Origin of the sequence: Enterobacter cloacae complex sp. ECL72 (genome assembly GCF_019056635.1) — a bacterium.
Lineage (GTDB): Bacteria > Pseudomonadota > Gammaproteobacteria > Enterobacterales > Enterobacteriaceae > Enterobacter > Enterobacter hormaechei_C.
Genome location: NZ_CP077659.1, coordinates 2,633,047 through 2,656,304 on the forward strand (window position 1 = coordinate 2,633,047; position 23,258 = coordinate 2,656,304).

21 protein-coding genes are annotated in these 23,258 nt (G+C 56.4%); 11 read left to right on the plus strand and 10 right to left on the minus strand.

The genetic code is table 11. From position 1 onward, the window contains the following. Positions 1–113: 113 nt before the first annotated feature. From yeiB to KTH07_RS12760, 3 genes are all read right to left on the minus strand, one after another. Positions 114–1,271, minus strand: a complete 1,158-nt coding sequence (gene yeiB / locus KTH07_RS12750) for a DUF418 domain-containing protein YeiB (protein WP_023304116.1) — start codon at positions 1,269–1,271, stop codon at positions 114–116. Between the two features lie 18 nt (positions 1,272–1,289). Further along, on the minus strand, positions 1,290–1,958 hold the full coding sequence (gene folE, locus KTH07_RS12755; protein WP_015572317.1) for a GTP cyclohydrolase I FolE: 669 nt from the start codon (positions 1,956–1,958) through the stop codon (positions 1,290–1,292). Between the two features lie 102 nt (positions 1,959–2,060). After that, a complete protein-coding gene (locus KTH07_RS12760; protein ID WP_032619323.1) occupies positions 2,061–3,209 on the minus strand; it encodes a YbfB/YjiJ family MFS transporter in 1,149 nt (382 codons plus the stop codon). 137 nt (positions 3,210–3,346) lie between these two features. Here KTH07_RS12760 and fghA point away from each other — a divergent pair, with 137 nt between their 5' ends. Together fghA and KTH07_RS12770 are read left to right on the plus strand one after the other, a co-directional pair. Then, positions 3,347–4,174 carry an S-formylglutathione hydrolase gene (fghA, locus tag KTH07_RS12765; protein WP_217310765.1) on the plus strand — a complete coding sequence of 276 codons (828 nt, stop codon included), beginning with the start codon at positions 3,347–3,349 and terminating at the stop codon, positions 4,172–4,174. Positions 4,175–4,441: 267 nt separating this feature from the next. Continuing rightward, positions 4,442–6,427: a ligand-gated channel protein gene (locus KTH07_RS12770; RefSeq protein WP_032619321.1), complete on the plus strand. Its 1,986-nt coding sequence runs from the start codon at positions 4,442–4,444 to the stop codon at positions 6,425–6,427. 54 nt (positions 6,428–6,481) lie between these two features. On the opposite strand, the gene KTH07_RS12775 is transcribed toward KTH07_RS12770, so the two are convergent. Together KTH07_RS12775 and yieE are read right to left on the minus strand one after the other, a co-directional pair. Continuing rightward, positions 6,482–7,951, minus strand: coding sequence for an amino acid permease (locus tag KTH07_RS12775; RefSeq protein WP_006811308.1), 1,470 nt, complete (start codon positions 7,949–7,951; stop codon positions 6,482–6,484). Between the two features lie 180 nt (positions 7,952–8,131). Beyond that, a complete protein-coding gene (yieE, locus tag KTH07_RS12780; protein WP_017383387.1) occupies positions 8,132–8,998 on the minus strand; it encodes a DNA-binding transcriptional regulator YeiE in 867 nt (288 codons plus the stop codon). Positions 8,999–9,095: 97 nt separating this feature from the next. Between yieE and KTH07_RS12785 the strand changes: the two genes are divergently transcribed. Further along, positions 9,096–10,142, plus strand: coding sequence for a YeiH family protein (locus tag KTH07_RS12785; RefSeq protein ID WP_032619320.1), 1,047 nt, complete (start codon positions 9,096–9,098; stop codon positions 10,140–10,142). A gap of 64 nt (positions 10,143–10,206) precedes the next feature. Next, complete coding sequence (gene nfo, locus KTH07_RS12790; protein WP_017383389.1) at positions 10,207–11,064, plus strand: deoxyribonuclease IV; 858 nt, start codon at positions 10,207–10,209, stop codon at positions 11,062–11,064. 74 nt (positions 11,065–11,138) lie between these two features. Here the strand turns inward: nfo and fruA are convergent, their stop codons facing one another. From fruA to fruB, 3 genes are read right to left on the minus strand one after another with little or no spacing between them, the layout of a single operon-like run. Then, positions 11,139–12,824 carry a PTS fructose transporter subunit IIBC gene (gene fruA, locus KTH07_RS12795; RefSeq protein ID WP_015572312.1) on the minus strand — a complete coding sequence of 562 codons (1,686 nt, stop codon included), beginning with the start codon at positions 12,822–12,824 and terminating at the stop codon, positions 11,139–11,141. Positions 12,825–12,840: 16 nt separating this feature from the next. Beyond that, positions 12,841–13,779: a 1-phosphofructokinase gene (gene fruK, locus KTH07_RS12800; protein WP_006811313.1), complete on the minus strand. Its 939-nt coding sequence runs from the start codon at positions 13,777–13,779 to the stop codon at positions 12,841–12,843. Further along, positions 13,779–14,909 carry a fused PTS fructose transporter subunit IIA/HPr protein gene (fruB, locus tag KTH07_RS12805; RefSeq protein WP_017693041.1) on the minus strand — a complete coding sequence of 377 codons (1,131 nt, stop codon included), beginning with the start codon at positions 14,907–14,909 and terminating at the stop codon, positions 13,779–13,781. Before fruB ends, fruK begins: the two co-directional genes overlap by 1 nt. 75 nt (positions 14,910–14,984) lie before the next feature. On the opposite strand from fruB, the gene KTH07_RS12810 reads away from it, so the two are divergent. Together KTH07_RS12810 and setB are read left to right on the plus strand one after the other, a co-directional pair. Next, on the plus strand, positions 14,985–15,164 hold the full coding sequence (locus KTH07_RS12810; RefSeq protein WP_139152746.1) for a hypothetical protein: 180 nt from the start codon (positions 14,985–14,987) through the stop codon (positions 15,162–15,164). 103 nt (positions 15,165–15,267) lie between these two features. Next, positions 15,268–16,449 carry a sugar efflux transporter SetB gene (setB, locus tag KTH07_RS12815; RefSeq protein ID WP_015572310.1) on the plus strand — a complete coding sequence of 394 codons (1,182 nt, stop codon included), beginning with the start codon at positions 15,268–15,270 and terminating at the stop codon, positions 16,447–16,449. Here setB and KTH07_RS12820 read toward each other — a convergent pair. Beyond that, positions 16,446–16,700: a YkgJ family cysteine cluster protein gene (locus KTH07_RS12820; protein ID WP_003859353.1), complete on the minus strand. Its 255-nt coding sequence runs from the start codon at positions 16,698–16,700 to the stop codon at positions 16,446–16,448. The two genes, setB and KTH07_RS12820, sit on opposite strands and share 4 nt — an antisense overlap. Positions 16,701–16,864: 164 nt before the next feature. On the opposite strand from KTH07_RS12820, the gene yeiP reads away from it, so the two are divergent. Next, positions 16,865–17,437, plus strand: a complete 573-nt coding sequence (gene yeiP, locus KTH07_RS12825; protein WP_003859355.1) for an elongation factor P-like protein YeiP — start codon at positions 16,865–16,867, stop codon at positions 17,435–17,437. A gap of 116 nt (positions 17,438–17,553) precedes the next feature. Here yeiP and uxuA read toward each other — a convergent pair whose 3' ends face one another. Then, entirely contained in the window at positions 17,554–18,744 is a 1,191-nt protein-coding gene (uxuA, locus tag KTH07_RS12830; protein WP_017383391.1) for a mannonate dehydratase, read from the minus strand. A gap of 205 nt (positions 18,745–18,949) precedes the next feature. On the opposite strand from uxuA, the gene KTH07_RS12835 reads away from it, so the two are divergent. The 4 genes from KTH07_RS12835 (at position 18,950) to mepS (ending at position 23,258) form a co-directional block, all read left to right on the plus strand. Further along, positions 18,950–20,416, plus strand: a complete 1,467-nt coding sequence (locus KTH07_RS12835; RefSeq protein ID WP_023304125.1) for a mannitol dehydrogenase family protein — start codon at positions 18,950–18,952, stop codon at positions 20,414–20,416. A 123-nt stretch (positions 20,417–20,539) separates the two neighbouring features. Then, positions 20,540–21,526, plus strand: a complete 987-nt coding sequence (locus tag KTH07_RS12840) for a GTP-binding protein (protein WP_017383393.1) — start codon at positions 20,540–20,542, stop codon at positions 21,524–21,526. A gap of 33 nt (positions 21,527–21,559) precedes the next feature. Next, positions 21,560–22,273 (plus strand): phosphatase PAP2 family protein, encoded by a 714-nt coding sequence (locus tag KTH07_RS12845; protein WP_063162041.1) that lies wholly within the window; start codon positions 21,560–21,562, stop codon positions 22,271–22,273. A 415-nt stretch (positions 22,274–22,688) separates the two neighbouring features. Beyond that, positions 22,689–23,258, plus strand: coding sequence for a bifunctional murein DD-endopeptidase/murein LD-carboxypeptidase (mepS, locus tag KTH07_RS12850; protein WP_003859364.1), 570 nt, complete (start codon positions 22,689–22,691; stop codon positions 23,256–23,258).

The window sequence follows — 23,258 nt, forward strand, 5'->3', positions numbered from 1 at the left end:
CCTGTGTTTAGCAAGGTGGCTATTCTGGCAGCGAGAGAGAGGAGACTACGTGAAGAAGCTCACACAGATGAAAACGCTTACATCCGTTTTGTTAATGATTGTGATCCAGATCGTTATCTGGATGTATTACGCAATGACACGCCCGAAGCACGGACGGTTAACCGTCGCCATGCCCATTCCAGCGGCCCCTGGCGGAAAAAACGCAGCCAGACAACCGAAAACACCACGTTAACAATCCAGACCGGAATAACAAACGCCAGCAGCGTCAGGCGGTCGAATTTCATAAACAGGCCGAATCGGTAGAAAAGCGTGGTGCATATCAGCGTTTGCAGGATGTAATTGCTTAACGCCATCCGCCCAACGCAGGCCACCGCACTGACGATCCACAGGCGGGAAAGCTGGGGCCAGAAGCCGTAGATCAGCGCCGCATAGCCAATAGTCTGGAACGGCGCGCTCAGTTCGCGCGGCACCTGCAACAGGAATGCACACCAGCGGTAATCCCACTGAAGATGCCACTGCATCATCACCGCCGGGAGGTTGATGATCACGCCGAGCAGCACCAGCCCTGCTCCCGTACGACGATAGTGTCGCAGGCTAAATTCCCCTTTCAGCCAGCCGGTGCGCATCAGGGCTGCGCCCATCAGCATCATCCCCGCCAGTTGCCAGCCGTATTGCGCGCCCAGCGCCAGCAGATTATCGCCGAGCATATCGGCCCGGTTGCCTATCGCTTCCATGCCGCCTTTCAGCTTCCAGAACTGCTCATATTGCAGGTTGGCCGCATCCGGGATCCATGAACGACTGGTGGAAGCATCGGCAATCATGCCAAGCAGCAATAACACGGTCAGTCCCATGACATAGAGCATCACGCCGGTATTAAACAGGCTTTTCACACCGGGCGCGTCGCGGATCAGCCGCCAGCAAATCAGCCCCACCAGACCATACGCGAGCAGAATATCGCCGTCCCAGAACAGCAGCCCGTGAATAAAACCGAGGATAACCAGCAGCGTTAAACGCGACTGGATCCAGCGCGTACCGCGTTTAAGGAGAAGCTGAAGTCCCGCGCCAAACAGAAGCGCAAAGAGGGTCAGGAATTTAACCTGTGCAAAGAGATCGAGGATTGCCCACGTCCAGGCGTCGCTGCGCGTGATGTCGCCATACCACGCAGGATTCAGATAAGCGGCCTTCGGCAGACCGAAGGCGCTGATATTCAGCAGCAGGATACCGAGAATGGCGACGCCGCGAACAAAATCGAGCGTGACGTTTCGCTCCATGGTCCCTGCCCTGTCTGATTAGTTGTGGTGACGCACGGCGCGCAGGAACTCCTGGCGGGTGTTCTGGCTCGATTTGAACAGGCCGCCCAGCGAAGTGGTGGTGGTTGCGCTGGTTGCATCACGCACGCCGCGCGCTTTCACGCAGTAGTGCACCGCGTCGATAGACACCGCCACGTTGTTAGTACCCAACAGAGTTTGCAGTGCGGTCAGGATCTGCTGCGTCAGACGCTCCTGCACCTGCGGACGCTGGGCAAAGAACTGCACGATGCGGTTGATCTTGGACAGGCCAATGACCGTATCTTTTGGAATATAGGCCACCGTCGCTTTACCATCGATGGTCACAAAGTGATGCTCGCAGGTGCTGGTCAGCGTGATATCGCGTACCGTCACCATCTCATCGACCTTCATCTTATTTTCAATGACGGTGATTTTCGGGAAGTTCGCGTAATCCAGGCCGGAGAAAATTTCGTCGACGTACATCTTCGCGATGCGGTGCGGCGTCTCCATCAGGCTGTCGTCGCTCAGATCGAGATTCAGCAGTTGCATGATCTCCGTCATATGGCCGGCGATCAGACTCTTGCGGGTATCATTGTCCAGCTCCTGCACGGGCGGGCGCAGTGGCGTTTCAAGACCGCGCGCAACCAGCGCTTCATGGACAAGGGCTGCTTCTTTACTGAGTGATGACATTCTTTTCTCCTGCAGGTGTGGCGTCTTTTGCCCTCGTTGTGGCAAAAGTGTGCGCTCATTGTGCGTGAGGCGACGCACATAATCCAGTATTCACGACGATAATTATTGCAATTGCTGTTGCCTTTCAGCCTGACGGTTCCAGACTAACGCTCCGCCAACGAACAGCGCGATCCCCGCCAGCCCCAGCGCAGGTTCCAGCCGATGTGTGAGCCAGGTCGACAGTGCCGACGTGACCGGACCCACCAGCTGACCAATGGCATACCCGGTGGTGAGCAGTCCCGCCATATAACGCGTGTGGTCTGGCGCCAGCTCGCGACCGTACAAAAGAGAGAGCTGCACGGCGCAGAGGAACCCGCCGCCCACCAGCAGCCCACCCGTCAGCAAGCCGCCTATGCCCGGCAGCAGCCAGGCCGCCAGCACGCCAATCCCCTGTAACCACAGAACAATCGCCAGCCTGCGGTTAGCGCTTGATGTATGCCGCAGGGCAATGCTGAGCGCAATTCCCACCACCGAGGCGGCGCCAAATATCGGCCAGACAAACTGGGCAAACAGGCTGCCGGGAAAACGCACCGCCGCCATTTGCGATAAAAAGGTCGCCGGGAGGATATAGCCGAACCCTGCCAGGCTGTAGCTCCAGACCAGACGCTTGAGATCTGCGGTCAGCAGCAGCGGTTCAGGCGCGGTACCGGGCCGATGGAGCTGCCCGGACCGCGGCAGGTAGCGCGCCACCAGCACAATCAGCACCAGCGCCAGTACGCCGTAGATTTGCCATGCCGCCCCGGCGGACAAGGATTTCGCCTGAATATAGACCGCCAGCAGGCCGCTCAGGGCGATGCCGGCCCCGGGTCCGGCAAAGACGGCCGCACTGAGTCCCGGTTTGCCCAGCTGCCCCAGCCGCTCGTTGGTCCAGGCGGCAATCAGCACCATCGACCAGCCGCTCATGCAGCCGATCACAAAGCGCAGCAGACCGTGAACAACGGCATTATCTGCCGCCGCGGAGAGCAGCGTTAGCGCCACCGCACCGGTGATGCCAAGCCAGAGACACGTTTCAACGAAGCGATGGGCGCGCATGGCATCCCATGCCCCCACCAGATAGCCCAGATAGTTCATTGCCGCCACCAGCCCCGCGCTGGTAAGCGTGAGTTGCCCGGCGGCTATCATCAGCGGCACCTGAGGCGTGAAGGCGAAGCGCCCTATCCCCATCGCCACGACCAGAACCACAAATCCGCTGAGCGCGATACGCAGCGCCATGATCGCTCCAATTGTTAAAGAAAAGTAAATTTATGATGCAACATCTCGCCGTCCTGCGAAAGTGAAAGTTGCTCACAGGTCAATGAAAACTCTGTATTATGCGTTTTATGAATCGTCTTACCTTTAAGGAGCCCTGCATGGAACTGCTCGAAGAGCATCGTTGTTTTGAAGGTCGACAGCAGCGCTGGCGGCACGACTCCACCGCGCTGAATTGTGCTATGACGTTCAGCATTTTCCTGCCCCCTGTGGACAATCCACCGGTGCTGTACTGGCTTTCAGGCCTGACCTGCAACGACGAAAACTTCACCACCAAAGCGGGTGCCCAGCGTATTGCCGCCGAACTGGGCATTGCGCTGGTGATGCCAGATACCAGCCCGCGTGGCGATGACGTGGCCGACGATGCCGGATACGATTTGGGTAAAGGCGCCGGGTTCTATCTCAACGCCACGGAAGAACCGTGGGCGAGCCATTACCGCATGTATGACTACATTCGCGATGAACTTCCTGCCCTGGTGCACTCTCAGTTCGCGGTCAGCGAGCGCTGCGCGATAAGCGGACATTCGATGGGTGGCCACGGGGCGCTGATAATGGCGCTGAAAAATCCGGGGAAATACACCAGCGTGTCCGCATTTGCGCCGATTGTGAACCCAACGCTGGTGCCGTGGGGGCCAAAAGCCTTTACGCACTATCTGGGTAAAGATGCAGAAAAATGGCAGGAATGGGACAGCTGCGCGTTGATGCTGGCGAGCGATTCGGTGAATGCGATCCCAATGCTTATCGATCAGGGCGATGCGGATCAGTTCCTCGCCGGACAGCTACAGCCTGCGGTGCTGGCGGAAGCCGCGCGCCAGAAGGACTGGCCGCTAACGCTGCGCATTCAGCCGGGATACGACCACAGCTATTACTTCATAGCGTCCTTTATTGAGGATCATCTCCGCTTCCATGCGGAGCATCTGTTCAGATAAGTTCCGCCTTTTGCCCGGTAGCGCCTCCTGCCTACCGGGTCTTCCCCTTCCCCTCTTTACATACTTCTATCCGCTTGAATCCAGCCTGATTTCTGTCGCCGACACCCAAACACAAATGATTTCAATTATCATTTGTGTTTACAATTCTACATTCTTTTGTACAATTCCAGGCTCTTCTCCATCTCAAAGAGTTCTTACAAGACAAAATCATACAGTTCTCAGGGTTATCCCGATGGAGTTTTATTCATTTTTATACGGAATGTACAAATGACAATACCGCGCATTAAGCTCCTGGCCGTCGCCATTGGCGCTGCCACATGTTCCCCCTTCGTTCACGCAGCCGATCAGGACACCGTTGTCGTCACCGCGACGGGTTTTGAACAAAAGATCCAGAATGCCCCCGCCTCCATCTCTGTGATTTCAAAACAGCAGATTGAAGATAAAGCCTACCGTGATGTTACCGATGCCCTGAGAGACGTCCCGGGCGTTGTCGTCACTGGCGGCGGGAGCAGCAGTGATATTAGTATTCGCGGCATGGCCTCTCAGTACACCTTGTTCCTGGTGAACGGCAAACGCGTCAGTACGCGAAGCACCCGCCCCAACAGCGACAACTCGGGTATTGAACAAGGCTGGCTGCCACCGCTGGAGTCCATTGAGCGCATCGAGGTCATCCGCGGCCCGATGTCCTCGCTTTACGGCTCCGATGCTATGGGTGGCGTAATTAACGTCATTACCAAAAAAGTATCGAACACCAAAGCCTGGACCGGTTCGTTGCATGGCGATGCGACCTTCCAGGAAAACCATGATTCCGGCGATATCTTCCAGACCAACGCCTACGCTTCTGGTCCCCTGATCGACGGACTGCTGGGCGCAAAAGTGACGGGGCTGTTGTCACGCCGCGCAGAAGATAAAATCGTGAACGGCTATAACGAGCAGAAAATGCGTAACGGTGGCATTACGCTGAACTTCACCCCGGACGAGAAGAACGATTTCGACCTCGACTTTGCTCGCGAGCTTCAGGACAGAAACAGCACCCCGGGGATGTCGAAAGCGGCTGAAACCTGCCGGGGAACAACCTGTACGCCAAATACCAAAAGCGACTCGCGCTATGAGCACACGACCTACTCCTTAACGCACAGCGGGTATTACGACGACTTCAATACCACCAGCTATATCCAGCAGGAAGAGACCAATAATCCAGGTCGCAAAATGCGCTCCTATAACACCACCTTCAACAACCAGAACCAGATTTTCCTCGGCGATCATACGTTGACCCTCGGCGGGCAGTATCGTTATGAGAAACTGCGCGACAAGGGTAATCAGCTGGAAGCTGCTGACGGCCTGAACAAACTGACGCGCTGGAGCTGGGCCCTGTTTGCCGAAGATGAATGGGCAATGACGGAAAGCTTTACGTTGACCGGCGGCCTGCGTATGGACAAAGACCAAAACTACGGTACTAACTGGACGCCGCGCGGTTACGGCGTATGGCACCTGGCCGATCAGTGGACGTTAAAAGGCGGGGTTTCGGCTGGCTATCGTGCGCCGGATCTGCGTCAGTCGTCTGCCAGCTGGGGCCAGGTAACGGGTGGCGGCCGTCTTGACGGTATCATCGTTGGCAACCCGGATCTGAAACCAGAGAAGAGCCTGAGCGAAGAGCTCGCCCTGCTCTGGGATAACAACGATAACCTGAATGCCGGCGTAACGCTGTTTAATACCGACTTCAAGGACAAGATTACGGAAGTTCGCCGCTGTAACAGCAGCGCCGATCCCGCCTGTACGATTGGCGATCACAGCTATGATTTCGTCAGCGATCGCGTCAACGTGGACAAAGCCAACATGCGCGGTGTGGAGTCCTCCTTCGGGTGGAAGATCACGCGTGATGTGAACTGGACTGCAAACTACACCTATACGGAGTCCGAGCAGAAGAGCGGCCAGTTCTCCGGCAAGCCACTGAACAAAATGCCGAAACACATGTTCAACACCACCCTGGACTGGCAGGCGACGCCAGATGTCGGATTCTGGAGCCGTCTGAACCTGCGCGGTAAAACGTCTGAGTACCTGAGCCGCACGTCAATGTCCCAGGGTACGCCGTCCTACACTCAGGTTGATGTAGGTATGCGCTACAACGCCAACAAAAACCTGCTGGTTACTGCCGGTGTGTATAACGTGCTCGATAAGCAGATTGATTACGATACGTATGACACCGTGCTGGATGGCCGTCGCTATACCGTCGGCATGACCTACAGCTTCTGATCTGCCCATAAAAAAGCCCGCTCAACTGAGCGGGCTAAAAGAGAGGAAGTGCGGTTATTGTTTAAATCGTTCCGGGAAATCCATTTCACTGTAGCGAACGAAGCGTGTTCCTTTCGTCAGTTTGTAGCCAAACCAGATGATCAGGAACAGCGGAATGCCAATATAGGTGGCCGTGACGGCGCCCCAGTCAATGGTGTCCGCAAGGAAGGCCTCATAGTTCTGACCCAGGGTAATGATCAGGCACAGAACGAAGGCGAAGATCGGCCCCAGCGGGAAGAACCCTGACCGGTACGGCAGATTATTCAGATCATGCCCCTGCTTGACGTACCCGCGACGGAAACGGTAGTGGCTGATGGCAATGCCCAGCCAGGCAATGAAGCCCGTCATACCAGAGGTGTTAAGCAGCCACAGGTAGACCGTCTGATTGCCGAACATGGAGGTCAGGAAACAGAGACCCGCAATTACCGTGGTCGCATACAGCGCGTTGCGCGGCACGCCACCGCGAGACAGTTTCGAGAAAATACGCGGCGCTTTACCGTCGCAGGCCAGGGTGTAGAGCATGCGGGTGGAGGCGTACATCCCGGAGTTACCCGCAGACAGTACCGCCGTCAGGATCACCGCGTTCATCACCGCCGCGGCAGAGAGCAGGCCCGCGTGCTGGAAGACCAGCGTGAACGGGCTGACGCTGATGTCTTTCACATCATTACGCAGCAGGCTTGGGTCGGTATACGGAATAATCAGGCTGATAATCAGGATCGCGAACACATAGAACAGCAGGATACGCCAGAACACCTGACGCACCGCGCGCGGAATGTTCTTCTCCGGGTTTTCGGATTCACCGGCCGCGATACCAATCAGCTCGGTACCCTGGAAGGAGAAGCCGACAATCATCGCCACGCCAATCATCGCCGAGAAGCCCCCGGCAAACGGCGCATCGCCTATAGTCCAGTTACTCCAGCCCGCCGGTTCAGCCCCTTTGAAAATACCAACGATCATCGCCACACCGACGACGATAAAGATGATGACGGTTGCCACTTTAATCAAAGAGAACCAGTATTCCGCTTCGCCAAAGCCGCGCACGGAGATGTAGTTCAGCAGGAAGATGACCGCCAGGAACAGGGCGCTCCAGATCCAGCCTGGCGTGTCCGGGAACCACCAGGTCATCACCAGCTGTGCGGCGACGAGGTCAACGGCGATGGTCACCGCCCAGTTGTACCAGTAGTTCCAGCCCAGCGCGAAGCCGAAGCCTTCCTCAACGTATTTTTGTCCGTAGGTCGAAAACGAACCAGACACCGGCATGTATGCCGCCAGTTCACCCAGGCTGGTCATCAGGAAGTAGACCATCAGGCCAATCAGGATATAAGAGAATAGTGCCCCACCCGGGCCGGCTGCCGAAATTGTTGCGCCAGAGGCAACGAAAAGACCCGTACCGATGGAGCCGCCAATGGCGATCATCGTCAGGTGACGCGCCTTAAGTGCGCGACGTAGCGCGGGCGCTTCTGTGGTTTTAGTTTCTGAAACCATGTGAAAATGCTGTCCATTCAATAAATGAGGCGCGATTGTAGCAGACGATCTGCGTTGCTTCCGGCAGAAATGCTCAGTTATAAGAGAGCTTCATGACTCGGCCAGGATTATAAGTAAAGCATAAAAATGTGGGGTGATAAGCGCACATAGCCCCGGTAAGCGAAGCGCCACCGGGGAACGTTAAATGGCGCAGTAGCGCAGAAAACGCTGGAGCGAGCTGGAAAGGTGTTTCTGACGATGATGGATGCACCACAGCGTGCGCACCAGCTTCGGCAGCGGAACGGGGATCTCAACCAGAGAGCCGGTTTCCAGCTGTTCGGCAATCACCCGTCGGGAAAGACAGCTAATGCCCAGGCCATGACGCACCGCATGCTTAATCGCCTCGGAGTTACCTAACTCCATCCCTAACTGGAACTGCGGCAGATGGGACAGCAGCAGATAATCGACAATCTCACGCGTGCCGGAGCCCTGCTCTCGCAGGATCCACTGCGCCTGCGCCAGACGCTCCAGCGTCACCTCGCCCTGGAGTAAAGAAGAGGCCGGGGAGGCAAACACCACCAGCTCATCCTCCAGCCAGGGTTCCGCAATGATATCCACGTTGTGGCACGGCCCTTCGATAAGCCCGATGTCCACGCGGAAATCGATCACCGCGTTGATCACGTCCTGGCTGTTGCCGACGCTCATTTCCAGCGGCAGGGTCGGAAAATCCCGGCGGTAGCGGGCAATCACTTCCGGCAGGATGTAGTTACCGATCGTGCTGCTGGCGTAGACGCGAATAGCGCCGTTGTCCTCGCGGAACAGCTGTTCGATCTCCGTTGCCTGCTCCAGCAAGGCCAGGGCACGCGGGTACAGCAGGCGGCCATGTTCGTTCACCACCAGCCGCTTTCCTACCCTGTCGAAAAGCTGAACGCCCAGTTGCCCTTCAAGATCGGTCAAGGCCGCGCTAACGGCGGACTGCGAGAGCGCCAGCATTTGTGACGCCTGGGTTGTCGAGCCGCTTTTCAGCACCTCGGCAAAAACTTCCAGCTGACGCAATGTAATGTGCATGGTTGCTTACCACTTATAAAGATTGATTATAAATATATAATCAATTTTATTTTTAAGCTACAGCGCCGTAACCTTTAGCCAGACAAAGGAGAAGGTTATGTCAGAAATCACCTTACAACATCATCGTACAGTGTGGCACTTCGTGCCGGGTCTCGCGCTCAGCGCCGTGGTTACCGGCGTGGCTTTATGGGGCGGGAGTATACCGGCGGTTGCCGGCGCAGGGTTCAGCGCCCTGACGCTGGCCATTCTGCTCGGCATGGTGGTCGGGAACACCGTTTATCCACACATCTGGAAATCCTGCGACGGCGGCGTGATTTTCGCCAAGCAGCATTTATTACGTCTCGGGATCATCCTTTATGGCTTCCGTCTCACCTTTTCGCAGATTGCGGATGTCGGTGTCAGCGGGATTGCCATTGACGTCCTGACCCTTTCGAGCACCTTTTTACTGGCGTGCTTTATCGGCCAGAAGATCTTTGGGCTGGACAAACAGACCAGCTGGCTGATCGGTGCGGGTAGCAGCATCTGCGGCGCGGCGGCGGTACTGGCAACAGAACCCGTCGTTAAAGCCGAAGCCAGTAAAGTCACGGTTGCCGTCGCGACGGTAGTTATCTTCGGTACGCTGGCGATCTTCCTGTATCCGGCCATGTATCCGCTGGTGGCGCACTGGTTTAGTCCGGAAACCTACGGCATTTATATCGGCTCAACCATGCACGAAGTGGCGCAGGTGGTGGCGGCAGGTCACGCCATTAACCCGGAAGCGGAAAACGCGGCGGTCATCGCCAAAATGCTGCGCGTGATGATGCTGGCCCCGTTCCTGATTTTCCTCGCGGCGCGGGTTAAACAGCTTGCTCCGGCAGGCGGCACCGAGAAAAGCAAAATCACCATTCCGTGGTTTGCGATCCTGTTCATCGTGGTCGCTGTCTTCAACTCTTTCCACCTGCTGCCAAAAGCGATGGTGGATATGCTGGTGACGCTGGATACGGTCCTGCTGGCGATGGCGATGGCGGCGCTGGGCGTCACCACACACGTCAGCGCGCTGAAAAAAGCCGGCGCGAAACCGCTGCTGATGGCGCTGGTGCTGTTCATCTGGCTAATCGTTGGCGGTGGTGCGATTAACCTTGCGGTACACAGCCTGTTGGCATAAACCATCTCGTCCTTCTCCTGTTAACCCGCTATCATAGGCATTTCGGGTTAACAGGAGTCTTTTTATGAAATATGTTGGAGCGCACGTCAGCGCTGCCGGTGGCCTTGCGAATGCCGCCATTCGCGCCGCCGAAATCGAGGCGACCGCTTTCGCCCTGTTCACCAAAAACCAGCGCCAGTGGCGCGCCGCAGCGCTCACCGCTGAAGTGATTGATGATTTCAAAGCCGCCTGTGAGAAATACGGCTACGGGCCTGGCCAAATCCTTCCCCACGACAGCTACCTCATTAACCTCGGTCACCCGGTTGCCGAGGCGCTGGAAAAATCCCGCGAAGCGTTCCTGGATGAGGTTCAGCGCTGTGAACAGCTGGGGCTGACGCTGCTGAACTTCCATCCCGGCAGCCATCTGATGCAGATTGACGAAGACGCCTGTCTGGCGCGCATCGCCGAGTCCATCAACATGACGCTGGATAAAACCCAGGGCGTGACGGCGGTGATTGAGAATACCGCCGGTCAGGGCAGCAACCTCGGCTTTAAGTTTGAGCATCTGGCGGCGATCATCGACGGCGTGGAAGATAAATCCCGCGTGGGGGTGTGCATCGATACCTGTCACGCCTTTGCCGCCGGCTATGACCTGCGCACAACCGAGGCCACGAAAAATACCTTCGAGGAGTTCGAGCGTATTGTCGGTTTTAAATACCTTCGCGGTATGCACTTAAACGATGCGAAAAGCGCGTTCGGCAGCCGCGTTGACCGCCACCACAGCCTGGGCGAAGGCAACATCGGCCATGATGCGTTCCGCTTTATCATGCAGGACGCCCGCTTCGACGGTATTCCGATGGTGCTCGAAACCATTAACCCGGATATCTGGGCGGAAGAGATTGCCTGGCTGAAGGCGCAGCAAACCGCTGAACAGGCGGCATAAAAAAAGCCGGGCTGCTTACGCACCCGGCTTTTTTTGTAGGTCGGGTAAGGCGAAGCCGCCACCCGACACCTCTTTTAGGCTGCTTTTGCGACCACTTCCGCTTCCGGGCGCTTCAGCACCGCGTAAGACAGGCCTGCCACCAGCGTACCGGCAACAATCGCCAGCAGATAACCCAGCACCGGCGTGATGGCGCCAGGGATGAGCAGGACGAACAGACCGCCGTGCGGCGCCATCAGTTTCGCACCTACCGCCATGGAGATAGCCCCCGTCACCGCACCACCCACGATACAGCACGGCAGAACACGCATTGGATCGCGTGCCGCAAACGGGATTGCGCCTTCGGTGATGAAGCACAGGCCCAGCACCAGCGCCGCTTTACCGCCTTCCTGCTGCGCTTTATCGAACTTACGGCGGGCAATAATCGTCGCCAGACCGAGCGCCAGCGGAGGCACCATACCGGCCGCCATGATCGCCGCCATCGGCGCGTAGGTCTGGGTACTCAGCAGGCCAACGCCAAACGCATATGCCGCTTTGTTCACCGGCCCCCCCATGTCGGTACACATCATACCGCCGAGGATTGCGCCCAGCAGCACCGCGTTCGCCGTCCCCATGGTTTGCAGCCAGTGGGTCAGACCTTCCAGAATGCCCGCGACCGGCTTACCAATCAGGTAAATCATCGCCAGACCGACCACCAGGCTGGAAATCAGCGGGATGATCAGGATAGGTTTCAGCGCCTCCATACTCTGCGGTAGCTTCAGCTTCGAGCTGATCAGCTTCGCCACATAACCGGCGAGGAAACCGGCAATGATACCGCCGATAAAGCCAGAACCGGTGCTCACGGCGAGCATACCGCCGATAAGACCCGGCGTCAGACCCGGACGGTCAGCAATGGAGAAGGCGATAAAGCCCGCCAGCACCGGCACCATCAACGCAAACGCGGAGCCGCCGCCAATCTGCATCAACGCGGCCGCCAGTGTGCCCGGCTCTTTAAACGCCTCGATACCAAAGGCGAAGGAGAGCGCAATACACAGGCCGCCCGCCACCACCATCGGCAGCATGTAGGACACGCCGGTCAGCAGGTGACGATACGCGCCCGCAGACTCTTTTTTCCCTTCGGTCGCAGTTTTAGCCGCACCGGTTGCCTGATACGGTTTGGCTTCTGCCAGCGCCTTATCAAACTCCTGCGCGGTCTTCTTCAGCGCCAGGCCGGTAGAGGTACGGTACATCGGCTTGCCGGCAAACTTCGCCAGATCCACTTCGATATCCGCCGCCACAATCACCAGATCGGCTTCCGCCACCTCTTCCGGCGTGATGGCATTGCCCGCACCAACAGAGCCGCGGGTTTCAACCTTCACCCACCAGCCACGTTTTTTCGCTTCGGTTTCAATGGCTTCAGCCGCCATAAAGGTGTGCGCCACACCTGTCGGGCAGGCCGTTACCGCAACAATGCGTTTCGGCCCAGCGGCGGCAACCGGCGCCGCCTCAACAGGTGCGCTGTAAACCGTCGCATGACCTTTTGCTTCGCTCAGGAACAGCTCGGGATGGGCTACCGCGCGATTAATATCACCCAGCCACACTTTTTTGCCGTTCAGGGCGCTGTCAGCGGGGATTTTGTCGCCCAGAACAATCGCCATTTCAGCATCACCCGGGTTATCAATGATATCCAGATGCGCTTTTTGTGCCGCCGCGCCCAGCAGGGTCTTCGCCATATAGGCACGAGCCTGTCCGAGACCGGAGTCAATGATCAGCAGCGTTTTCATTATTCCTCTCCTGCTGTTAGTTAAAAGGTTTTAAGTCAACGCGCGCCATCATCGCGGCTAACTGGGTACGATCGGTAATACCGACATTGCTCTGGCTCACGGCCAGGGCCGCAACGGCGGTAGCAAGACGTAAGGTATGTTCACTGGATTCGCGCATCAGCAGACCGTAGATCAGGCCGCCAACCATCGAATCCCCGGCACCCACGGTGCTGACCACCTCCATTGAAGGCGGTTTGGCAATCCATTCCCCGGAGGCGTTAACCCACAGGGCACCTTCTGCACCCAGCGAAATCACCACGTGAGCGATACCCTGCTCGCGCAGCGCATGGGCAGCGTCAATCACATCCTTTAATTCTGGCAGCTTACGGCCCGCCCAGATCTCCAGTTCGCGGCGGTTAGGCTTAACCAGCCATGGCGAGGCTTTCAGACCGGCGACCAGCGCGTCGCGGCTGCTGTCGAAAATAATGCACGGGCACTGGCTGCGCAGGCGCGTCATCCAGTCGGTGAACGCTTCCGGGCTGACGCCGGACGGCAGACTGCCGCTGACGCACACCATGTCAAACTGGCCCAGCCAGCTCAGGGAATCGGCAACAAAGCGCTCCCAGTCAGCCGGGGTCACTTCGAAGCCGGAGAAGTTCAGATCGGTCACTTCACCGTCTTTCTCGGTCAGCTTAACGTTGATGCGGGTACGGCCTTGCACAACCTGAAAACGGTTAGCGATGCCCAGTTCACTGAACAACTGCTGAAAACCGTCCTGGTTGTCTTTACCGAGGAAGCCGCCAACGGTGACGTCGATGCCGAGATCTTTCAGCACCTTCGCCACGTTAATCCCTTTTCCTGCGGCATGCAGGCCGGTCGTCCGCACCAGGTTAACTTCGCCACGCTCAATTTCCGGGCAGAAGCCCACCAGATCGTAAGCCGGGTTCAGCGTAATGGTCGCAACACGTCTGCTCATTATGCGCCCTCCCCCAGACCGGCCGCGATGGCGTCGCCAATCGCTTTCAGCGCCTGTTCAGCATCCGCACCCTGCGCGGTAAAGCGCAGACGATGGCCTTTCTTCACGCCCAGCGCGACAACTTTCATCAGGCTGCGCCCGTTGGCTGGTTTACCCGAACCGTCCAGATTGGTCACGGTGATCTCACTTGCAAATTGTTTAATGGTATTCACCAGCATGGTGCCCGGACGGGCATGCAGGCCGTGTTCGTTACGCACCACGTACTCTGCGCTCAGCAGGTCATCCGTCAGCGCATCGTCGCTGGTCAGCAGGGCCAGCACCGTCGCCGCGTCTGCGTTCAGCAGTTTTTCAGCTTTATTGTTCAGCAGCAGATCGCCCAGACGCTTCAGCACGGATACCGGCTGATCGTCCGCCATGGCGACCGTTACCAGCATCGCGGCGCGTTCGCCGTCTGTCTCAAAGGCAACCGCAGCACGGCTGACCGCGATAGCGCTACGCAGGTTGCCTTCAGCACTGTCGTTCAGCCAGATGCCCTGACCCAGGTTTAATGGCTTATCATTGATGGCGCGCGTCACAAAAGTGGTATCCGCCGCACCGACCTCTTTCAGGCGAGCCGCGTTCAGCGCCTGGAGCGTCAGCAAATCGGACGCGACGACGTCCAGCGTCAGAGTTTCATTATCCAGCTTCAGCGCTTCGCTCTGTTTTTCGCCCATCAGCAGGGCACGCAGCTCTTCAGCAGTGGTGGCGGATTTAAGCTGTTCCGCGACGGCATCATCACTCAGCACGTGCGTCAGCTGACGCAGCAGGCCCAGGTGTTCGTCACCGCTGGCCGCGATGCCAATCGCCACGTAAGCCACCTGCCCCTCGCCCCACAGCACGCCCTGCGGGAACTGGAAGACCTGCACGCCGGTTTTCAGCACCTGATCGCGGGTGTCCGTGGTGCCGTGCGGAATTGCAATACCGTTACCGAGGAAGGTGGAGGTCTGCTGTTCACGCGCCAGCATGCCGTTGACATAGCCGTCAGCCACGTTGCCAGCCTGCACGAGCGCAGCGGCGACCTGGCGAATAGCCTCCTCTTTATTCCCGGCCTGTTCGCCCGGGTGAATATCCTGAACAGATAACTGGAACATGATTCTCCTCTCCTGCTGAAATTGAATCGTTTCAGCTTAACTGAGAAAATAAGCGCTAGCCTGCTTCGTCAGGACATGCAAGATAGCGCTGAAACGTTTCAAGAAGTCTTGTCTTTTCTACAAAAGGTTGCAAGAAAAGTTACATTTCTTGTTGCAGAATTTAGAAGTGCAGCACATTTCTTTTTCAGTCGGGAGGTTTTTGCTGATGTTCAGCAAACAGGTTCAGCACGCTTCAGCGAAACGGCGATAAACTGAAATGCTATTTTGATTTATTGTGGCAATCTTGATTTTGCCCTCTGTTTATTTAATGACAGGCGGCGTAAACTCCGCCTCTCTCTGTTACTCGCAAAGACTGAACATGCATAACACCCCCGCTGCCGCCTCACCAAAGCCTTTTGATTTGACGTCAACGGCGTTTTTGATCGTTGCTTTCCTCACCGGTATTGCCGGTGCGTTACAAACGCCTACGCTGAGCCTGTTTCTGACCAACGAAGTCCACGCCCGCCCGGCGATGGTTGGCTTCTTCTTCACCGGGAGCGCCATCATCGGCATTTTCGTCAGCCAGTTTCTTGCCGGGCGTTCAGACCGCAAAGGCGATCGCAAAAGCCTGATCGTTTTTTGCTGCCTGCTCGGGGTGTTTGCCTGCCTGCTGTTTGCCTGGAACCGTAACTACTTCATTCTGCTGTTCGTGGGCGTCTTCCTGAGCAGTTTCGGCTCGACCGCCAACCCACAGATGTTCGCCCTTGCCCGCGAGCATGCCGACCGCACCGGGCGAGAAGCGGTGATGTTCAGTTCGATACTGCGCGCGCAGGTGTCGCTGGCCTGGGTGATTGGCCCCCCGCTCGCCTACGCGCTGGCGATGGGTTTTGGCTTTACGGTGATGTACCTCAGCGCAGCCGTGGCCTTCGTGGTATGCGGCGCAATGGTCTGGTTCTTTCTGCCCTCCATGCGCAAAGAGCCGAAAGTGGCGACCGGTACGCTGGAAGCTCCGCGACGTAACCGGCGCGACGCGCTGCTGTTATTCATTATTTGTACGCTAATGTGGGGAACCAACAGCCTCTATATCATTAATATGCCGCTGTTTATTATTGATGAGTTGCATCTGCCGGAGAAGCTGGCCGGGATCATGATGGGAACCGCCGCGGGGCTTGAGATCCCCACCATGCTGATTGCGGGCTATTACGCGAAGCGCTTCGGCAAGCGCTTTTTGATGCGCGTCGCCGCCGTAGCCGGGCTGCTGTTTTATGTCGGTATGCTGACGGTTCATACGCCAGCCTTGCTTCTTGCTTTACAGCTGCTGAACGCCATTTACATCGGTATCCTGGCCGGTATCGGCATGCTCTACTTCCAGGATCTGATGCCGGGTCAGGCAGGCTCTGCCACCACCCTTTATACTAATACCACCCGCGTGGGCTGGATTATTGCAGGCTCACTGGCGGGCGTTGTGGCTGAAATCTGGAACTATCATACGGTGTTCTGGATTGCGCTGGTGATGTGCGTCCTGACGCTGAGCTGCCTGACGCGAATCAAAGACGTTTAAGGCGCGGTGAGCGCTTCCAGCTCAAGCAGATAAGTGATGGCCTGCTGGCGCGTACTGCCGCACATTTCGGCGGTTGGCTGGAGCCCGGAGCACACCTTCGGGCGCAGGGGCGAGCCAAAGATCATGCACAGGTTAGTGTCAGAGAGCTGAACGCAGCGGGTATTGGCAGGCTTGCCCTCCGGCATGCCTGGAATGGGGCTTGAGATGGACGGTGCGGTACAGCACGCGCCACAGTCGGAACGACAATCCATACATGCTCTCTGTTGGTGGCAGATGCCCGCGCAGTCGGGCATTGCGCGCACAGTAACACCTTTTATGTATTGATAGCAAAACCCACGAATTCCGCTTGCCTGAAAGGCCGCGCGCGAGTAATTTGGCGCGATATTTTTTACCTCCCGTAAACAGGATTACTGCAATGCCAAGAGCGAACGAAATTAAGAAAGGTATGGTACTGAATTACAACGGCAAACTGCTGATTGTGAAAGATATCGACATTCAGGCACCCAGCGCCCGCGGCGCAGCAACGCTGTACAAAATGCGTTTCTCCGATGTCCGCACCGGCCTGAAAGTGGAAGAACGTTTTAAAGGCGACGATATCGTCGATACCGTGACCCTCACCCGTCGCTACGTTGATTTCTCCTACATCGACGGCAACGAATACGTGTTCATGGATAAAGAAGATTACACCCCGTATATCTTCACTAAAGATCAGATCGAAGAAGAGCTGCTGTTTATTCCAGAAGGTGGGATGCCGGACATGCAGGTGCTGACCTGGGATGGCGTGCTGCTGGCGCTGGAGCTGCCGCAGACCGTTGATCTGGAAATTGTTGAAACGGCGCCGGGCATCAAAGGCGCGTCTGCAAGTGCGCGTAACAAACCGGCTACCCTGACTACCGGTCTGGTCGTACAGGTGCCAGAATACCTGTCGGCGGGCGAGAAAATCCGTATCCATATCGAAGAAAAACGCTATATGGGTCGTGCTGACTGATTGCGGCGTTTGTCGGGTGGCGGCTGCGCCTTACCCGGCCTACAAAAACACAAAAACCGGCCTCAGAGCCGGTTTTTCGTAGGCCCGGTAAGCGTAGCGCCACCGGGCGATCAGGCTTAAAGAAGTTCAGGATACTTCGTCATTTTCAGCGCCAGCTCGATACCGCGCACTTCCGCCATCCCTTTCAGACGGCCAATCGCCGAATACCCTGGATTCGTTTTCTTGCGCAGATCGTCCAGCATCTGGTGCCCGTGATCCGGACGGAACGGGATAGGACGCACATCCCCCGCCTGCTTACGACGTACCTCTTCAGAGAGAATGGCATCCACCACCGCAACCATGTTCACGTCGCCGCCAAGATGGGCTGCTTCGTGGAAGGTTTTCGGGTTCTCTTCACGGCAGGTTGCACGCAGGTGGGTGAAATGAATGCGATCGCCGAAGGTTTCGATCATCCGCACCAGATCGTTATCCGCCCGCACGCCATACGAGCCCGTACACATGGTAAAGCCGTTGTAGATGCTGTCCACCGTCTCTTTCAGCCACTGCATATCTTCAATCGTAGACACGATACGCGGCAGGCCGAGGATAGGGCGCGGTGGATCGTCAGGATGAACCGCCAGCCGCACGCCGACTTCTTCTGCCACCGGCACAATAGCGCGCAGGAAGTGCGCCATGTTTTCACGCAGCTGGTTTTTATCGATATCGCCATATTCCGCCAGGCGCGCGCGGAACTGATCGAGGGTATAGCCCTCTTCCGCACCGGGCAGGCCCGCGATGATATTGCGAACCAGCTTCTCAATGTCCGCTTCACCGGCGGCATTGAACCACGCCAGCGCCTGCTGCTGCTCTTCGGCGGTGTAGTCTGCTTCCGCCCCCGGACGCTTCAGAATGTGCAGTTCGAAAGCCGCAAAAGCGATTTGATCGAAACGCAGCGCCTTCGAACCATCGGCCATTTCATATTCCAGGTCGGTACGCGTCCAGTCCAGGATCGGCATAAAGTTGTAGCAGACGGTATCAATACCACAGGCTGCCAGGTTACGAATGCTCTGCTGATAATTCGCAATCCAGGTATCACACTCACCGGAGTGGGTTTTGATATCTTCGTGAACCGGAATACTTTCCACAACAGACCAGGTTAACCCCTTCTCTGCCAGCTGAGCCTGACGCTTTTGGATTTCCTCCACCGGCCACACCTGACCGTTCGGAATATGATGCAGCGCCGTGACCACACCCGTTGCGCCAGCCTGACGCACATCATCAAGAGAAACCGGATCGTTCGGCCCGTACCAACGCCAGGTTTGTTCCATTGCCCCACCCTCTCAAGTTGTTATACCAATATGTGTTACTTCAATGACGACTACCATACATGTTTAATCGAAGTGGTCAATACAGCACGCGGCATTGATTGATCAAACTCACATAACAGGGATATTTACGGCTTACCAATTTAATTTGTTGTCATATAACTTTACACTGGCATTGTTAATTAATGGTTAATCAGGTGTGTATTACATGAAGACTATTGCCTCCACCGCGCTTCCTGCTCATGTCCAGCAGCCCCGCTACGATCGCGAGCAGTTACGCTCCCGCATCGTCCATTTCGGTTTTGGCGCGTTCCACCGGGCGCATCAGGCGTTGTTAACAAACCGGGTACTGAATGCCAAAGGAGGCGACTGGGGAATTTGTGAGATTAGCCTCTTTAGCGGCGATGTCCTTATGGGCCAGCTCCGGGCGCAGGATCATCTGTTTACCGTGCTGGAGAAAGGTGCCGAAGGCAATCAGCCCATTATTATCGGTGCGGTAAAAGAGTGCCTGAACGCAAAACTCGACTCGCTGGCAGCCATTATTGAGAAATTCTGCGAACCGCAGGTGGCAATTGTCTCCCTCACCATTACCGAAAAAGGCTACTGCATCGATCCGGCGACGGGAAAACTGGATATGCGGAACAGCCGCATCCTGCACGATCTCGAGCACCCGTCTGAGCCGCATTCCGCGCCGGGTATTCTGGTTGAAGCGCTTCATCGCCGCCGCGAGCGGGGCCTGCCGGCGTTTACCGTGCTCTCCTGCGACAATATTCCCGACAACGGCCACGTGGTGAAAAATGCCGTTCTCGGCATGGCCGGAAAGCGTTCCGCAGAGCTGGCCGCATGGATCGAGGCGCACGTGAGCTTCCCTGGCACCATGGTCGACCGAATCGTGCCCGCCGCCACCGACGCCTCACTCGCGGAAATCACCCAGGAACTTGGCGTTGAAGATCCCTGCGCCATCAGCTGTGAACCGTTCATTCAGTGGGTAGTGGAAGATAACTTTGTCGCCGGGCGTCCGGAGTGGGAGGTCGCAGGCGTACAGATGGTTGAGGATGTCCTGCCCTGGGAGCAGATGAAGCTGCGGATGCTGAACGGCAGCCACTCCTTCCTCGCGTATCTGGGCTACCTTGCCGGCTACGCGCACATAAATGAATGTATGCAGGACGACAGTTTCCGCGAGGCGGCCGGCAGGCTGATGCTGAAAGAGCAGGCCCCTACGCTGCGCATCACCAACGTTGATCTGACAGCCTATGCTGACAGCCTGCTTGACCGCTTCGCCAACCCGGCCCTACAGCATCGTACATGGCAAATCGCCATGGACGGCAGCCAGAAGCTGCCTCAGCGCATGCTGGAAGGGATCCGCATGCATCTTGAGCGTAACACCGCCTGGCCATTACTGGCGCTGGGGGTGGCGGGCTGGATGCGCTACGTCAGCGGTACGGACGAACAGGGCAACGCCATTGACGTACGCGATCCGCTGAGCGACAAGTTTCAGGCCATTGTCGCTACCAGCAGCGACGCAGAACGCGTTAGCGCCCTGCTGACGCTAAATGAAATCTTTGGCGACGACCTGCCGCAAAACCCTGTCTTTGTCGAGGCAATCACCAGCGCGTACCAGCGCCTCGTCCGGCTCGGCGCGCGCCAGGCCGTTATCGAAACGTTAAAAATTTAACGATTATTGCGTTTAAGGCGAACGGTTTTATGATCCGTTCGCCCTCCCTCTTCTCAATGCCCGATTTTTTCGTCAGGATGATAGATAGTTGTTACTACATCACAATTATTTATCGGAGCGCACGTGACCAAAACCAACCTGATCACCGGTTTTCTAGGCAGCGGTAAAACTACGTCCATTCTGCATTTGCTGGCCAATAAAGACCCGGCGGAAAAGTGGGCCGTGCTGGTCAACGAATTTGGCGAAGTGGGGATCGACGGCGCGTTGCTCGCCGACAGCGGCGCGATGGTGAAAGAGATCCCGGGCGGGTGTATGTGCTGCGTGAATGGTCTGCCGATGCAGGTCGGGCTGAATACGCTGCTGCGTCAGGGCAAGCCGGACCGTCTGCTGATTGAGCCCACCGGGCTGGGGCATCCTAAGCAAATCCTTGATTTACTGACCGCCCCGGTATACGAGCCGTGGCTTGAGCTGCGTGCGACGCTTTGCCTGCTCGACCCCCGCCAGCTGCTGGATGAAAAAGCGATCAATAATGACAATTTCCGCGACCAGCTCGCCTCGGCAGATATTATCGTGGCGAATAAATCCGATCGCGCGACGGCTGAGAGTCAGGCCGCGTTCCAGTCCTGGTGGCAGCAGGCTGGCGGTGGACGTCAGTATGTGCAGACGACCCAGGGCAACATTGATGGCGCCTTGCTCGACCTTCCCCGCCTCAACCAGACGCAACTGCCTGCCAGCGCTGAGCATTCGCATAGCCACGGCGCGAAGCAAGGCCTGGCTGCACTGAGCCTGCCGGAGCATCAGCGCTGGCGTCGCAACCTGAATAGCGGCCAGGGGCACCAGGCCTGCGGGTGGATCTTCGATGCCGATACGGTTTTCGACACCATTGGTATACTGGAATGGGCGAGACTCGCGCCGGTTGAGCGGGTAAAAGGGATCATGCGCACTCCGGATGGTCTGGTGCGCATTAACCGTCAGGGCGAGGATTTCTTTATTGAAACCCAGAACGTCGCGCCACCCGACAGCCGGATAGAGTTAATTAGTGCGGTTAATACCGACTGGAATGCCCTCCAGTCAAGCCTGTTGAAGCTTCGTTTAAGTTTGGGCGGCTAACGTTGCCCCTGATTTCACACATTGCTGAAGACTATGACGACTCGACTTCCTGCTATTTTATTGCTCAACGCTGCCGGCCTGGCGATCTTTTTCTCCTGGTATATCCCGGCGGATCACGGTTTCTGGTTCCCGCTGGATTCCGGGCTGTTCCACTTCTTTAACCAGGCGCTGGCGAAGAATGAAGCCTTCCTGTGGCTGGTGGCGATCACCAACAACCGCGCGTTTGACGGCTGTTCGCTGCTGGCAATGGGCTGTCTGATGCTCTCCTTCTGGCTGAAGGAAGACAAAACGGGTCGTCGCCGTATTCTGATTATCGGCCTGGTGATGCTGCTGACGGCCGTGATTATTAACCAGCTGGCGCAGCATCTGATGCCGGTTAAACGCGCCAGTCCTTCGCTCTTTTTCCCGAATATTAACCGCGTCAGCGAGCTGCTTCATATTCCAACCAAAGATGCCTCGAAGGACAGTTTCCCGGGCGACCACGGTATGATGCTGCTGATTTTTGCAGGCTTCATGCTGCGCTATTTTGGTAAAAAAGCCTTCACCATCGCCCTGGTTATTGTGGTGGTATTTGCATTCCCGCGGGTGATGATTGGCGCTCACTGGCTGACAGATATCGCCGTAGGCTCCCTCACGGCGGTGTTAATTGGTTTACCGTGGGTGCTGATGACCCCACTGAGCGATCGCATAATAGGCATTTTTGATCGCTATCTTCCTGGCAAATTTAAACAAGCCGGAAACAAATAAATAACGAAAATTAACACCATTCATCAGGGATCGTTTTCGATCCCTGCGTCACTTCTTTTCGGCGTCATTCAACGCTGTCATCATCCCGTCATACAATTCGTGATAAAAATGAAGCAATTGCAGGGATTACCGATATGAATGGCGGCATTTTGAGCAATTCCGCGCTGTAACTTTGTGTATCACATTTTCTTATAAAAAAACGGACTTTTTTGCTCGCAATACCCCGTGCAATCGGTTAACCTCGAACTCGTTTTGCCCCACTGAGATAATTATTATCATGGTGAATAATTTTGTGCGTTGAGCCACAGTTTTCACCATAAAGAATTGTCTCATTGTGAACAGATTATTAGTCTCGTCACGGTTGGCATTTTTATAACGATATTTTCGTTAAGGACTTCAAGGGAAAACAAACAAAATGGTCAAATCTCAACCAATCTTGAGATATATCTTGCGGGGGATCCCGGCGATTGCAGTGGCGGTTCTGCTTTCGGCATGTAGTACGACGAATACCGCGAAGAATATGCATCCTGAGACGCGTGTTGTGGGAATGGAAGATTCCTCTTCACTGCAAGCCTCTCAGGATGAATTTGAAAATATGGTACGTAATCTCGACGTTAAGTCGCGTATTATGGATCAGTATGCTGACTGGAAAGGTGTGCGTTACCGTCTGGGCGGCAGCACCAAGAAAGGCATCGATTGTTCCGCATTCGTACAGCGTACGTTCCGTGAACAGTTTGGGTTAGACCTTCCGCGTTCTACTTATGAACAGCAGGAAATGGGCAAATCCATTTCGCGCACTAAACTGCGCACGGGCGATTTAGTCCTGTTCAGAGCGGGTTCAACCGGTCGACACGTTGGCATCTATATCGGTAACGATCAGTTTGTCCATGCTTCCACCAGCAGTGGTGTGACGATTTCCAGCATGAACGAACCTTACTGGAAGAAGCGCTACAACGAAGCTCGCCGCGTTCTGAGCCGTAGTTAA